We start from the raw sequence: 14,812 nt of genomic DNA on the forward strand, positions 1-14,812 counted from the left end.
TGCAATTCATGTAAGTATTTCGGCCCTTGTTCATTTTAAATGAACAGGGCTTTTTTTATATTGAAAATAATTATAAATGGCAATATAATTTAGACAAATTGTTTAGGATATCGCAAGATTCGGAACCCCGTGAAGAGGGGGGCAGAAAGAGCGAGAAGCAATAAATTGAAGGAGAAACCAATGACCAACCATAGTTTGCTTTCAGTATTGTCTTTATTTGCTGTACTTGTTTATATGTCCTTTGGTATTTATACCTACAGACAAAGTCCTCAATCCCGTATTCATCAATCCTTTCTCCTTTTATGTCTGAGCTATTCTGTTTGGTCTTTTGCTTATGCTTTTGCTTATATAGCCCAGGATGCCTGGACCTTTTCCTTTTGGAATAAGCTGGCCGCTCTAGGCTGGTGCAGTTTTAGCGCCTTGATTCTCTACCTTGTCCTGCTCATTACAGAAAACTCCCTTGTGAAACACAATGGGGTTAAATTCATGATCTTTTTACCTGGTTTTGTTTTCTATGTGCTTGCCGTCTTCTGCTTTGGCCCGAATCTGGAGACACCTGTCCAAGTGGCCAATTTTTTCTATGCCGGTGACTTTTTGTATAATTTCTCCTATTTGCTCATCGCCATTGTCCTCTTGTTTAAGTGGGGATATGCATCACCCCATATCCGGATTAAAAAACAATCCCGGATCCTCGTCATTACCAGCCTGATCCCATTTTTATTAAATCTGACGACCCAAACCATTTTACCTGCCCTGATCCAAATACACGTTCCCACGATGGGACAACTCTACTCACTCATTATGATTTTTGGGGTTTTTATTGTGGTAATACGTTATCACTTTTTTAAACTTCCTGAGAGCGTTATTATGCAGGAGATTATGAATGAAACCCTGGATACGGTGATTGTAGCGGACCAGGAAGGCCGGATACGGAAGGTTTCCAGCCAGATGAGAGCCTTGCTTGGTTATGATGAAGATGAGGTTATGGACCATACCCTGGAATTTCTTTTCCGGAAGGCAGATCAAGGTAAATTTGACTTGAGCCAAATGAAAAACAGGGATCTTAAGTATACGGATATAGAAATAATCAAGAAGGACAAAAGTACTCTGCCCGTCAATGTAGTGTGCAAGCGGATTAAAGATAGAAAACTTCATGATGTCCTGGGCTTTGTATTTATCTTTCAAGATAATCGCCTCGTTTACGAACTTAAGCGAAAGAATGAGGAGCTCTTCAGGGAGAAAGAAAGGTATAAATTAAGCTTACAATCTGTGAAGGAAAAGCAAGAGAAGATTGAATATTTAAGTTACCATGATCAACTTACAGGTCTGTATAATCGGAGATTTCTGGAAGAGGAGCTTAGCCGGATTGATTTTACGCAAGACTTGCCCTTGACCATTACCATGGCGGATGTCAATGGGTTAAAGCTCGTCAATGATTCCTTTGGACACGCTTACGGTGACCGATTGATTCGTAAAGTGGCTGAGGTCATCCAAGAGGGCTGCCGTCAGGAGGATTTGGTGGCCAGAATTGGTGGGGATGAGTTCATTATTCTTATGCCCAGAACGAATGAGTTTGAGGCAAGAAGAGTGATTAAGGGTATTAAAGCTATGGCTTTGCAGGAAAAGATCGGCGGCTTGGAATTGTCCGTCTCCTTCGGGTATGAAACCATGGAAAATCCCGAAATAAAGATTAATGAAATATTAAAAAAAGCCGAAGATTATATGTATAAAAATAAGCTGTCGGAAAGCCCCAGTGTCAGAAGCAAAACGATTGATACTATCATTAAGACCTTGCATGAAAAGAACAAACGGGAAGAGCAGCATTCCCACCGGGTCTCTGAATTATGCAAAAGGACTGCCATCGAACTGGATTGTTCCAATGATGAAATTGAAGAACTTAAGACGGTGGGTCTCCTTCATGACATTGGAAAAATCGTCATCAGCGAAACAATCCTGAACAAACCGGATAAGCTCCGGGATGAAGAATGGGAAGAGATTAAGCGTCATCCGGAGATCGGTTACCGCTTGCTTTGTACCATTAAGGAAATGTCTGAGATGGCTGAGTACGTCCTGGCTCATCATGAAAGATGGGATGGAACAGGGTATCCTAAGGCCCTAAAGGGGAAAGAAATCCCCCTCCAGGCCAGAATTATTTCCATTGCGGATTCCTACGATGCTATGATCAGTGAGAGAAGTTACCGCAAGGCTTTACCTGAAGAGGTAGCCGTAGCAGAATTGATGAAGAATGCAGGAACCCAGTTTGATCCGGAGATTGTGAAGGTTTTCGTTGAGAAAGTTCTGGGAAAAAAAGCTATCTAAAATACTATGAAAACTTAACTAGGTGTGAGGATAATGCTCGGAGCTGTCGTTGGCGATATTATTGGCTCTGTCTATGAGTTTAAAAATATAAAAAGCAAGGACTTCCCCTTGTTTTCTTCCCATTCTAGATTTACGGATGATACCGTATTGACCATGGCCACGATCGATTCGCTTATCCATGGGATGCCTTTTGCGGAAGCTTATCGAGCATGGTTTAAGCGATACCCCCAGGCAGGATATGGGCGGAGTTTTAAAGAATGGGCGGAGTCCGGTCGGAATGAACCCTACTACAGCTGGGGCAATGGTTCCGCCATGAGAGTCAGCCCCATAGGCTTTTACTATAAAACGCTGGATGAAGTGCTGGAGAGGGCAAAGAAGAGTGCGGAAGTCACCCATAATCATCCCGAAGGAATCAAAGGAGCTCAGGCCACGGCAGCGGCTGTATTTCTCGCTAAGCGTGGAAAAACAAAGAGTGAGCTGAAAGAGACTATTGAACGGGAATTTAGCTATAACCTGAATGAACCTCTAGAGAAGATTAGGAATGGGTATACCTTTGATGTCTCTTGCCAGGGCAGTGTACCCCAGGCAATTCGGGCCTTCCTGGAGTCTGAGAACTTTGAAGATGCCATAAGGAATGCCATATCCATCGGTGGGGACAGTGATACCATCGCTTGCATAACAGGAGCCTTAGCAGAAGCTTATTATGGTCATGTTCCTCATGAGATTAAAAAAGAGGCTATAATCTATCTGGATGATCCGATAAATGCCTTATTGAGCAACTTTTATAGAGCCCTTTAATATGAGCCCAATAAACCATCCAGAATGAAGGGTGGTTTTTTTTTATAAAAATCTTGCCTATTTATATCCAGATAAGATAAAATTAATTGTTAACACCTATTGGTAAAAAATGTATAAAAATAGAAAATGGGGGAATGCATATTGATTGAACAAGAAGCTGTAGGGCAAGTCTGTGTGCCAAGAAGTCATCAAAAGATGAAAATAAGAAGCCTCGTTAAGAGGGCATTTTTTATAAGCCTTGGAGCGGTTACTATGGCCTTTGGCCTAGAGGGGATATTGATTCCCAATCATATTATTGATGGCGGTGTTACCGGGGTCTCCATGATGCTGTCTCATTTAACCCCCATCAAGCTCGGGGTGTTTTTGTTTCTCCTCAATTTACCCTTTTTTTTCTTAGGGTATAAGCAAATCGGGAAGACCTTTGCCGTGAGTATGCTTTATGGGATTTTTATTTTGTCTCTTTCAACAGTCCTCATGCACGATTTGACCCCCGTAGTACATGATGAGCTTCTGGCTGTGGTTTTTGGCGGCCTTATGCTAGGCTTCGGGGTCGGCTTGGTCATCCGTAACGGCGGAGTTCTGGATGGGACGGAGACTTTGGCTATCCTTATAGAGAAAAAAGCTCCCTTCTCCGTAGGCGAGATTATCATGATCATTAATGTCATTATTTTCTCCGTAGCTGCCTTTATTTATGGCTTAGATAATGCCCTGTATTCCATGTTAACCTACTATATTGCCTTTAAGACCATTGATATCGTGGTTAAGGGCTTTGATGACATGAAGTCCATTTATATCATTAGTCAATGTAATCAAGTCATTGCAGAAACCATTATGCAGAGATTAGGCCGTGGGGTGACTTATTTAAAAGGAGAGGGATCCTTCTCCGGAGACGAGAAGAATATTGTTTTTTGTGTTTTTACCCGGCTGGAAGAAGCTAAAATGAAAGATATTGTCAGAGAAATCGATCCTTCTGCCTTTCTGATTATCTCAGATGTTGGAGAAGTCAAGGGCGGACGGTTTAAGAAAAAGGATATACATTAGAACGCGATTTACTGTATAATTAAGAGTGAATTTCATGGCGAAAAAGCCATACCGAATTTGTAACCAATACCGAAGGGTATTTCGATATATCCTGAAGTAAGGAGGGAAAATTATGCAGTTTATATGTTATTCCAGATGTACGACTTGTCAAAAAGCACGGAAATGGTTAGAGGAAAAAGGCCTTTCCTTTGAAGTCCGCGATATCAAAGGAGAGAATCCTACCTTTGAAGAGCTGCAAAAATGGTATGAACTTAGCGGGTTACCTCTAAAGCGTTTCTTTAACACCAGCGGTCAACAGTATAAGAGCTTAAATCTTAAGGATAAGCTTCCCATGATGACTGAAGAGGAGCAGTTAAAACTTCTGGCGACAGATGGAATGCTGGTGAAGCGCCCTCTTTTACTGGGGCAGGATTTTGTTCTGACAGGTTTTAAGGAATCCGAATGGGAAGAGAGATTAAACAAAGAATAAGACAATTAAATACGGGTCGGTAATGACAAGCCCAGTATCCCAATTAATGGGGGATACTGGGCTCTTTTTTTTGCGCCGAGTATGAGCAAGAATTTATATGCTGATCCGGGTCAATTTAATGTCTTAAGTTATGTGTTGACAGCTCTTTGAGAGGAATGCTATTCTATAATAGTTTGTTAAAAAAATATAAATATTAGAATTCATCAATACTACGATAAGGAGTCAAGAGATGAAGCTTTCAAACAAGGACATTTTGATTACAGGATTCGCACTCTTAGCTATGTTTTTCGGGGCAGGTAACCTTATTTTTCCGCCTATGCTTGGTTTGCAAAGTGGAGATCAGCTTTCCTGGGCCCTGTTGGGCTTTATTGTAACGGGAGTCGGGCTTCCCTTTTTAGGAGTGACCGCGGTGGCTAAAGCCGGTGGGGATTTGGAATTGCTCGCTAACCGGGTTCATCCTGCTTTCAGTAAAATTATCACGACTATTTCAGTTCTCTGTATTGGTCCCCTTTTGGCTATTCCAAGAACCGCTGCTACAACCTATGAAGTAGCTATCGCTCCTGTGACCCAATTCATTCATCCTCAGTTAGCGTTATTGCTGACATCTGTTGCTTTTTTCGCCATTACCTTATTTTTTGTCTTAAGGCCGACCCAAATCCTTGATAGCGTGGGGAAAATCCTTACCCCTTTCATGCTGATTTTTTTAGCTATTATCATTTATGTCGGAGTAGCTCATCCTTTAGGCACGATGGCTCAAAGCAGCTATATGAATCCATTTTCTCAAGGGTTTTTAGAAGGCTACAATACCATGGATGCTATCGCCTCGGTGATTTTTGGTATGATTATCGTTAAAGGCATCAAGGAGAAAGGTGTAAACGATAACAACCAAATAGCAAGAATTACCATCACAGCAGGAATGATTGCAGCAGCAGGTTTATGTTTCATCTATGTTGGATTGGGATATATTGGAGCCACGACTGGAACCTTATTTACCGGGACTAATCATGGGCAGATGCTTATATTCATCAGCGAATCCTTATTAGGAGTCCCAGGCCGGACTATTATTGGTGTCGTTATGGCTTTAGCCTGTCTCACCACAGCTATTGGGCTGGTGGCCAGCTGCGGAGAGTATTTCAGCCGTTTAACCCATAACCGGGTGAGCTATAATACGGTAGCGATTATTACTACTTTTATCAGCTTTATTTTAGCGAACATGGGCTTAGCTAATATTTTAAGGGTTTCCGTACCCTTGTTGGAATTCGTCTATCCGATCATTATTGTCCTGATTATGCTCGCACTGCTTCACAATCTCTATAAAGGTAAGAGAGCAGTTTATGTGTGGACAGTGGGAATCATCGTCTTCTATGTCACCCTGGACACCCTTTATGATTTAGGGACATCACTGGGGATTAATCTCGGCCTTATTCGGAAGGTCATGGATTTTCTGCCTTTCTATCACCTGGGTTTGGGATGGTTAATTCCCGCTGTACTCACCTTAGTTTTAACTATGGTTTTCACCGCCGGGAAATCCGCTAAGGCATAGAAGGGCATTCCTATCAACAAGGAAATTCCGTAGTAAAAGCAGAACTCCTCTTCGGGGTTCTGCTTTTTTGCATGATTAAAACTTCCTTAAAAAAGACCTTTTGCTTTCGGCGTTCACTCCATAAGCTGCGCGGAGCAATCTAATCGCTCAAGACCTCCGCTGCGTCGGGTCCACCTTCGCCGCTAAGCAGTCTCTGTGGCATGGCGGCTTGGGCGAAACCCTCGCCCGGGTTTCGTGCCCAAATCGGCTCCTCGAAAGCACTGCTTTCGCACTTGTTCTCAATGGGCGGTTGGAAACGTCCTGTTTCCAACCCGACTCCACTGCAGTCTTTTCGCGAAGATTGCTACCCTGCTCGCTTAGAATCCGTTCTCTGCCTTATAGCAAAATCCTTGGGCCGTCTTTCGGGCTTGAGCGGCGCGGGTGAGGGGTAAGAAGTGCAAAAAGTGACCTGTGCGTAAAGCTACTCGACCCGGACACTTGGACAACGCTTTTCATCCTCTGCTGGTGCTGCCTGCGGCATGGCAGGTTACTCTGAAAAAAGATAAAAAGTTTTTGCATCCTTGAAATGAAAATCATGGTTAAGTTTCTCTAATAGATAGGAAGGGGGGCGGACATGGGTGTATTTGGAGGAAAAGGAGTCGATAAAAAGACCTATGTGGCTTTCATCACAGACTATAAAAGCATGATGTACCGCATTGCGTTTGGCTATCTCGGCGATGAAGCCAAGGCCTTGGAGGCGGTGGATGAAGCTGTATATTTAGGATATGTTCATAGGAAAGAACTGCGGGAACCTAGTTTTTTCAAGACATGGCTGACTCGAATCCTGATCAATGAATGTTATCGAATCTTGAGAATGGGCAAGCGGGAAGTGATCATGGAAGTCCTGCCGGAACAAGGGCTGTCTTTTCCTGAGGGCACATTATCCATCAAGCTGGCCGTACAGGCTCTGCCTGAAGACCTTAGAAAGGTGATTGTTCTGCGCTATTTCGGCGGCTATACCATTGCGGATACTGCCCTTATACTGGGAATTCCGGAGGGGACGGTAGCCACCCGTAGCCGCAAGGCTTTGAAGATCCTGAGAGTGGAACTGAGTGAGGAGGAAGGGGGAGACTGTTATGACTGAAGGCAACCAAGAGAATTTAACAAAGAGCAGGCATGATGCGGGGCAGGAGTGGCAGGCTTTTATAGCTGAGGCTTATGCAGAGCCTAATCGCTTAGGATCAGTGGAAGATAGGTTGGAGAAAAGAATTGGTCAGGGCAAGAGGAGAAAGAGAGCCTTCTATAGTTCTCTCTCGACAGTTGCTGCCGCACTATTATTGATCTTCTTGGTCAATAGCAATTCTGCTTTTGCTCATACCATGTCCCGTATCCCGGTTATCGGCCACTTGATTGAGTATATACAGTTTGATAAAAGCCTGAGCGGGGCCATAGAAAATGAATATATTCAGGAAGTAGCTCTGACTGCCTGGGATGGAGAAAAACAATTATCTCTGCCTTACGTCCTTGCCGATGAAAAAAATTTGGTGCTCTTTTTTCAACTTCCGGATGACTTCGAATTGGCAGCCCATGAGTGGGCCAATATCAGCCTCAAGGAGATGAGGGATGGAGGGACAGGAGAAAAAATCGAAGGCTTTGCCTATTCTTCCTCTAGCTTGTCTCCAGATGAACTGGAAAAAAATCATGGTTTTATCATGCAGCGCTATTATTTTTCTGAAGGTGAATTGCCGGAGTCCATCTCCTTTGATGTGCTTTTGGAGCTGGAAATCCTTCCCCAGGAGGAAAGAGCCGTTCCCGTAAGGGAATTCGAAGACCATGTTTATAAACCCAATATGAAAGAAGTAGGGATCTTCACCTTTGAAGTTCAATTTGAAGAATTTGCTGAGCCTATTGTTTATGCATTTCATAAGACCTTCAGCATCCATGGGCAGAAGATCACTCTGGAAGAGATGAGAGTCTATCCCACGGGAACGGAAGTGTCCTTTACTTTTGCCGATGACAATACAGCCTGGGTCAAGGGATTGAATTTAGCTGTTGAGGAAGACGGGAACATCGTGCTCAAAGGCAGTCAAGGGATCAGCGCCATGAATAAAGAGGATTACAGCGGAATGAGTGTCTTTATCGAGTCGGATTATTTTGAAAAACCTAAGAAACAGGAGCTTCTGATTCAGGGGCTGCGCTTACTGGATAAGGAAGAGGAATTTATTACTGTGGATCTGGAGAAAAAGACCATAACCCCGGCTATTGAGGGAACGGAGTTAAAAGAAGTTATCAAAGGAGAAGGAAAAGCCAACCTGGTTTTTGATACAAAAGTCATGGAAGAGGGTAGCTTCGGAGCCTTTGGTTTCGAATATAGGGATGAAGAAGGAAAGACCTATACCCTGAATGGTTTAGGAACCTTGTCACCTCAAGATTCCTGGATGGAAACACGGATCACGGTAGAATATCCGGAGAGCGGCAAAATTATTTTGCAAAGAACATTAACCCCTCTGCTCATCCTGGAAGAGCCAATCCGAATCGATCTTCCTCAGCGCTAATTCCAATATTAAGCCAATTACAATATTAAATTAATATTTCAGAAGGAGAAACAAAATTGAACTAGAATTATAAATTATACTGGAATTATCAGCGTTTGAAAGGGAGGAATTGAATGAGAACTAAAAAAAGACTTTTCACCATGTCCTTATTGTTAGCGGCAATCCTTGTATTGACAGGATGTACGGCTAACCAAAAGGCAATTTTGGATGCGTCGATGAAGATGCAAAACGTCAATTCTGTACAACAGCATATGACAATGTCTATGGACCTAAAGGGTTCAGGATTGGATCCCATGCTTCAGGAGCAAGTGGATCAAATGGCGGCGATGCTCAATGGGGCGAAAATTGAGCTCGATATGAAGACCAACAGCAATAAAGAGAAAACCGTCCTTCGCGCCCAGGCAGATATGACGATGAGTATGCCGGGACTGGAAATGAAGATGCCTTACTGGATCGATATGGATATGGCGGGAGATCAGCCTAAGCTCCTGGAGATATTCCAAATGCCATCTATGGCTAAAGCTTCCTTGCCGGCAGAGTTCATGAACAAAGAGTATATGGTCATGAATCTCTCCGATACAAGCTCATCGGAATTAAGTACCCTGGATATGACCAAGTTGATGGATTTCAGTGTGAACTTTCAAACAAAATGGACGGACTTTTTGATGGGTTATGCTGCCCGTTTCAACCCTGGTATTGAGGTCGTCAGTGTACCTGTCAATGATCCTTCCACACAGAAATACACCATTCATCTTAATGACAAGGCATTTAAAGAGTTGTTAAGCTACAGCGTCAACCATTTTGCCCAAGATGAAGAAGCTCAGGGTTTTATTCAAGAGTATTTCCAAACGATTTTCGAGCTGACAGGAGGACCGGCCTCTTTAGAAGATTCGATGGATTTTGATGAGAGTTTTCTGGGACCGGAAGAATCCGCTGCGGTTTTGACAGAAATCAACGCGGTCTTAGAATCCCTAAAAGATGTTACCCTGATTGGTGAGAGCGGTATTCAATTGAACTACACCATCACAGACGGTTACATTACCCAGAATAGCGGCAGCATTGATCTGCAGATCGACTTGTCTCAAATTGCCGGCTTGATGAATATTCCCGGTGAAGAAGCAACGGAAATCAGTGGCGTCTTGAATCTTGTCCTAAACTTTGATTCAGAGACTTCAAACATCAATCAACCCATTGACATCCGGATTCCTGAATTAAGCCCGGAGAATTCTTTCGATTACTTTGAATTTATCGAAGCATCTCTCTCTTCAATAGAGCAGGTTACGGAGCCTACTCCGGAACAAGCTACTTCGGAACAGCCTTCTGCTCCGGAGCCGATTCCATCGGTGTCCGAGTCTTCTGAAGAACCCGCTGCACCGACACCCGCGTCTACCCAATATACGGTACAGCCGGGAGATACCTTGTCCACCATCGCGCTTAATCATTATGGAAGCTATGAACATCATGCCGACATCTACCAAGCCAATGCAGCAGCTTTCAAGAAGAGTAATAATCGGGTGGATGCAGGAATGGTCTTAACTCTTCCTGCCAAAGGATTACTGGCTCCCTTGTCCACAGAGAACATAAAACAAGTTTATACCGTTAAATCTGGAGATACCTTGGGAACGATAGCTAAACAGATGTACGGCGACGGTTCCCTCTATACAAAAATTTATGAAGCCAATAAAGAAAGACTAAAGAATCCCAACCTGATCTTTGAAGGACAAAAATTGGTCATACCTAACTAGATTTTTCTTAGAATTTAAAAGGTTATCTTAAAAGAGAGTGAATTACCTCGTCGTAAATCACTCTCTTTTTTATTTTGACCCTGAGGAAGAAGAAAGAAAAAAGTCGAAGATTAAGAGGAAATAAGTAAATTATAAAGAATAGATATAAAATGAAAATTTGAAATATTAAGTGAAGAGAAATTAGAAAATCACAAAGAATGATGAGCAGAGAAAAGTACAAAAGACAAAAGCAAATGAATTTAGGGGGATGAATCATGAATTTAGAGAAGGCTTACTACGAAAGCTCCGCAGGATTATTGGTTACTGATGCAGACTTTAAAGTAATTTGGGCTAATCGTTTCGAAGAAGAGTTTTATAATAAGCCGGTTATTGGGCTGGATGTGGTAGATTGCCATAAGTCTGAGAACAGAGAGAAGATACGTGAATTTATCGGAAGGTTTAAGACTGGTGAAATGAAAGAGTTTACGAAAACTGCCATAGGAATGATCATTACTTATAGCAGTTATACAATTGACGGAGAGTTCGCCGGATTGGTCAGAACAAGAATCAGGATGCCTCAATAAATCTCCTGACAAAATTGCCTATACTTGAAAATCGGTCATCGTTCAAACAGCTGAGGGAATGCCCAGCTGTTTTTTTATTGTGGAAAGTATAAACGTATTGACTAAGTGATCATAGTGTATATAATGTATATATACACTATTTTACGCGGTAGGAGGTGATCTTTTGGATATTATTATCAGCAACTCCAGCGGGAAGCCTATTTATGAGCAGATCACTTCTCAAATAAAGAACTTAATTATAACAGGGGAACTCAGGCCTGGGGATGCCCTGCCATCCATGCGCCTCCTAGCTAAAGAATTGCGCATTAGTGTAATTACAACGAAAAGAGCTTATGAAGATTTAGAACGGGATGGATTTATCCAGTCCATCATGGGAAAAGGAAGTTTTGTGACTTCGCAAAATACAGAGTTAATACGGGAAGAGCATTTGCGGAAGATAGAGGAATACCTCCAAAAAGCTATTGAGACAGCAAAGCTCTCAGATATATCCCTGGAAGAGCTTCTGGAGATAACGACCATGCTTTATAAGGAAGGGGAGGAATAAATGGTGAATGTCCTTGAAGTTAAAAATCTATCTAAAAAATATAATGAGTTTCAATTAAAGAATGTCAAGTTTTCCTTGCCCCAGGGCTGCATTATGGGTCTGGTAGGGGAGAACGGAGCAGGAAAAAGTACAACAATAAAGCTATTGCTCAATTTGATTCGACGTGACGGGGGAGAAGTAGAGATCTTCGGCAAGGATAATTTAACCCATGAGAGAGAGATCAAGGAAGATTTAGGAGTGGTATTTGACGAGAGTAACTTTCCGGATAATATGAATGCCATAGATATCTCTTTAATGATGAAAAATGTCTATAAGAATTGGGATCAGGAGATCTTTGAGGGTTATCTCCGGAGGTTTGCCTTAGCACCAAAGAAAAGGGTCAAAGATTATTCCAGGGGCATGAAAATGAAGCTGTCCATTGCCGTAGCACTCTCTCATCACCCTAGGTTCTTGATTCTCGATGAACCCACCAGTGGATTAGACCCTATGGTGCGGGAAGAGATTCTGGATATTTTCCTGGAATTTATACAAAATGAAGAACACTCCATTCTTATTTCTTCACATATCATCAGTGATCTTGAGAAAATCGCCGACTATATTACTTTTATTCATAGTGGAGAGGTGTTATTCAGCGAAGCAAAGGATCAGCTCCTGGAGGATTATGGGATCTTAAAATGCAGCCATACAGAATTGGACCAATTGGATAAAGAGTTGATCATAGGCTATCGGAAAAATCAGTTCGGCATTGAAGCCTTGGTTAAAAGAAAAAAACTCAAAGGGAAATTCCTGGTGGATTCAGTAGGAATAGAGGATATAATGCTGTTTTATAGCAGGGGGGCAGGAAAATGAAAGGATTGATGATCAAGGATATCTTTGCGCTAAAGACTCAAGGCAAGATACTTTTGGCCTTGTTGGTATTCTATGCCGTGTATTCGATTGTATTTCAAAATCCCAGTATGTTGGCCGCTATGATTATCCTTTTATGTATTATGTTACCGATGACCACAATGGCTTATGATGAAAAAAGCAAATGGGATAAATATGCTCTATCTATGCCCATCCAAAGAAGAACCATTGTCTTAAGCAAATATTGTTTTGCGATCATTGCTGAGCTTTTAGGAGTCGTTATTGTGGGAGTTCTCGGTGGGGTCATTGTCTTTTTTACGGGTGAAATGGAAATCAGGGAACTGCTCATCATGACTCTGGCACTGGGTGGAGTTGGTTTGTTCTTGCTCGCCGTAATCCTGCCTATACTCTTTAAATTTGGTATAGAAAAGGCCAGATTTATTGTACTGCTGGTGTTCTTTATCCCCTCTATGGTCGCAATGATGCTTCCTCGGCTAGGGCTTGAACCCCCCAGTCTTGAAACCATAAAACTATTAGGGTATGCATCTCCTTTGATTGTTATAGGTATGCTTCTCCTTTCGATGAAAGCCTCCATCGGTATCTATAATAGAAAAGAGTTTTAAAACATGCTGTGAAGAGAAGAATCTTTGGACTGATGTTCAAGGATTCTTTTTCATTTTGAGGACAATCCTGATTGATTTAGCATGAAAATTACCTTTATTTGACACACTAACCATACCCAATGGTGGTCCTCTGTAAAATCGCTGTTCAGGAAGGCTAGGGAAGCACATTGTTTAAGGAATTAACTCAAAAAGCCCTTTCTTTAGGAACTAAAAAAAATAGAAATGAAAAAGATGGTCAATGGGGAATCCAATCTGGGCCTTTGGACAATTCTCTCCAGGAAAACCTGCAAAGCTTAAAACAGACCTTTGATCTATGTGCAGACATTTCTTTCCGGGAATTCGAAATTAATGCCGGTAAACCTATCCGTGCCGCACTGATTTATTTTAAGGGAATTACCGATGCTAAACGAATCTCCGAGCAGATGCTGGAACCGATCATGTATGTAGCTCCCGAATTAAGAGATGATGATCAGTCAATAGATAACAAAGCCATTCACTATGTCCAGAATCGCTTAAGCACGGCAGCTAGTGTTGAAACAACCCAGGACATAGGTGAAGTAACAAAAGGGATCTTGGATTCTAAGGTGGCCTTACTGATGGATGGAGTTTCCAGTGCTTTGCTGATGGATGCTCCCGGGGGGAAAACAAGAACTTTAGCCGAACCTGACTCAGAGCCCGTTGTCCGGGGACCTAAAGACGGCTTTGTAGAAAGTTTGTCCACCAATATCATGCTCCTGCGCCGCCGCATACGTACCAGCCTTTTAAAAATGGAGACACTTGAGATAGGGGATTTAAGCCGCACTCAAATCGCGGTATGCTATGTTCAAGGAATTGCCAATGATAAAATCGTTGAAGAAGTAAAGACCCGCCTGAAAAGGATTAAAATAGATGGAATCCTGGCCAGTGGCTATATCGAAGAAATGATTCAGGATGAACCTATATCAAATTTCCCTTTGATCTTTACTACGGAGCGTCCTGACCGTGTTGCCGGCTGTTTGCTGGAGGGAAGAGTGGCGATTTTAGTGGACAATACTCCTGTGAGTCTTGTGGTACCCTGCACCTTCTCGACAATGCTTCAGGCTTCCGAGGATTACTATATTTCTGCCGAATTTTCTACTTTTGTCCGAATTCTGCGCTTTATCGGCCTGAATTTTTCTCTGATGCTCCCGGCTTTAACAGTAGCTGTCTTTTCCTTTCATCAAGAGTTGATCCCTCTGCCGCTTCTCGCCACTGTGGCAGGCGCTCGGCAAGAATTACCCCTTCCCATTTTCATGGAAATTCTTGCCATGGAGATAACCTTTGAGTTGCTTCGGGAAGCGGGAGTCCGTCTTCCCAAAACCATAGGCCAGGCGATCAGTACCGTAGGGGGTATAGTCATTGGCCAGGCTGCAGTAAATGCCGGTTTTGTGTCTCCGTTATCTGTGATTGTAGTGGCTTTGACGGCCATTTCCTCTTTCACGATTCCTAACTATCCGGCAGGGACATCTATCCGTATTTTGCGCTTCTTCCTTCTCGTGTGTTCAGCCATTTTAGGAATCGTGGGAATTATGTTTGCTCTTATGCTCATTCTCTTTCACCTCACTAGTCTGAGATCATTTGGCGTACCTTATCTCAGCCCATTTGCTCCCTACAGTCCCAGAGATTTTAAAGACAGCATCATTCGTGTACCCTGGTGGGCCATGATCACCCGCCCCCGGTTGTATGAAGGTAAGGAACCGGAGCGCCAAGCCCGGAATCAGGGACCTCAAAAGCCTGATCAAGAGGGAGGGGGCTCCCATCAATAAAGA

General features: G+C 42.8%; 13 protein-coding genes. All 13 read left to right on the top strand.

The features are described 5' to 3' along the window. Positions 1-180 precede the first annotated feature (180 nt). Positions 181-2,319: an HD domain-containing phosphohydrolase gene (locus tag DESPCE1_RS0108890; RefSeq protein ID WP_019850232.1), complete on the top strand. Its 2,139-nt coding sequence runs from the start codon at positions 181-183 to the stop codon at positions 2,317-2,319. Positions 2,320-2,352: 33 nt separating this feature from the next. After that, positions 2,353-3,117: an ADP-ribosylglycohydrolase family protein gene (locus DESPCE1_RS0108895; RefSeq protein WP_019850233.1), complete on the top strand. Its 765-nt coding sequence runs from the start codon at positions 2,353-2,355 to the stop codon at positions 3,115-3,117. A gap of 141 nt (positions 3,118-3,258) precedes the next feature. Continuing rightward, a complete protein-coding gene (locus DESPCE1_RS0108900) occupies positions 3,259-4,158 on the top strand; it encodes a YitT family protein (protein WP_014793683.1) in 900 nt (299 codons plus the stop codon). Positions 4,159-4,270: 112 nt separating this feature from the next. Further along, a complete protein-coding gene (locus DESPCE1_RS0108905; RefSeq protein ID WP_014793684.1) occupies positions 4,271-4,627 on the top strand; it encodes an arsenate reductase family protein in 357 nt (118 codons plus the stop codon). Between the two features lie 229 nt (positions 4,628-4,856). Beyond that, positions 4,857-6,170: a branched-chain amino acid transport system II carrier protein gene (gene brnQ, locus DESPCE1_RS0108910; protein ID WP_019850234.1), complete on the top strand. Its 1,314-nt coding sequence runs from the start codon at positions 4,857-4,859 to the stop codon at positions 6,168-6,170. Between the two features lie 613 nt (positions 6,171-6,783). Beyond that, on the top strand, positions 6,784-7,293 hold the full coding sequence (locus tag DESPCE1_RS0108920) for a sigma-70 family RNA polymerase sigma factor (protein ID WP_019850236.1): 510 nt from the start codon (positions 6,784-6,786) through the stop codon (positions 7,291-7,293). Next, the gene (locus DESPCE1_RS0108925; protein ID WP_019850237.1) at positions 7,286-8,704 is read left to right on the top strand and encodes a DUF4179 domain-containing protein; all 1,419 of its coding nucleotides are present in this window, start codon (positions 7,286-7,288) and stop codon (positions 8,702-8,704) included. The genes DESPCE1_RS0108920 and DESPCE1_RS0108925 overlap by 8 nt, the downstream gene beginning before the upstream one ends. Positions 8,705-8,817: 113 nt before the next feature. Then, positions 8,818-10,449, top strand: coding sequence for a LysM peptidoglycan-binding domain-containing protein (locus tag DESPCE1_RS24090; protein WP_019850238.1), 1,632 nt, complete (start codon positions 8,818-8,820; stop codon positions 10,447-10,449). 254 nt (positions 10,450-10,703) lie between these two features. Continuing rightward, positions 10,704-11,012 carry a hypothetical protein gene (locus tag DESPCE1_RS0108935; protein ID WP_014793689.1) on the top strand — a complete coding sequence of 103 codons (309 nt, stop codon included), beginning with the start codon at positions 10,704-10,706 and terminating at the stop codon, positions 11,010-11,012. Between the two features lie 163 nt (positions 11,013-11,175). Continuing rightward, positions 11,176-11,556 (top strand): GntR family transcriptional regulator, encoded by a 381-nt coding sequence (locus DESPCE1_RS0108940; RefSeq protein ID WP_014793690.1) that lies wholly within the window; start codon positions 11,176-11,178, stop codon positions 11,554-11,556. Further along, positions 11,557-12,405 carry an ABC transporter ATP-binding protein gene (locus tag DESPCE1_RS0108945; protein ID WP_019850239.1) on the top strand — a complete coding sequence of 283 codons (849 nt, stop codon included), beginning with the start codon at positions 11,557-11,559 and terminating at the stop codon, positions 12,403-12,405. Beyond that, complete coding sequence (locus DESPCE1_RS0108950) at positions 12,402-13,025, top strand: ABC-2 transporter permease (RefSeq protein ID WP_019850240.1); 624 nt, start codon at positions 12,402-12,404, stop codon at positions 13,023-13,025. The genes DESPCE1_RS0108945 and DESPCE1_RS0108950 overlap by 4 nt, the downstream gene beginning before the upstream one ends. A 167-nt stretch (positions 13,026-13,192) precedes the next feature. After that, positions 13,193-14,809, top strand: coding sequence for a spore germination protein (locus DESPCE1_RS0108955; RefSeq protein ID WP_019850241.1), 1,617 nt, complete (start codon positions 13,193-13,195; stop codon positions 14,807-14,809). Positions 14,810-14,812 lie beyond the last annotated feature (3 nt).

Source organism: Desulfitobacterium sp. PCE1 (assembly GCF_000384015.1).
Classification (GTDB): domain Bacteria; phylum Bacillota; class Desulfitobacteriia; order Desulfitobacteriales; family Desulfitobacteriaceae; genus Desulfitobacterium; species Desulfitobacterium dehalogenans.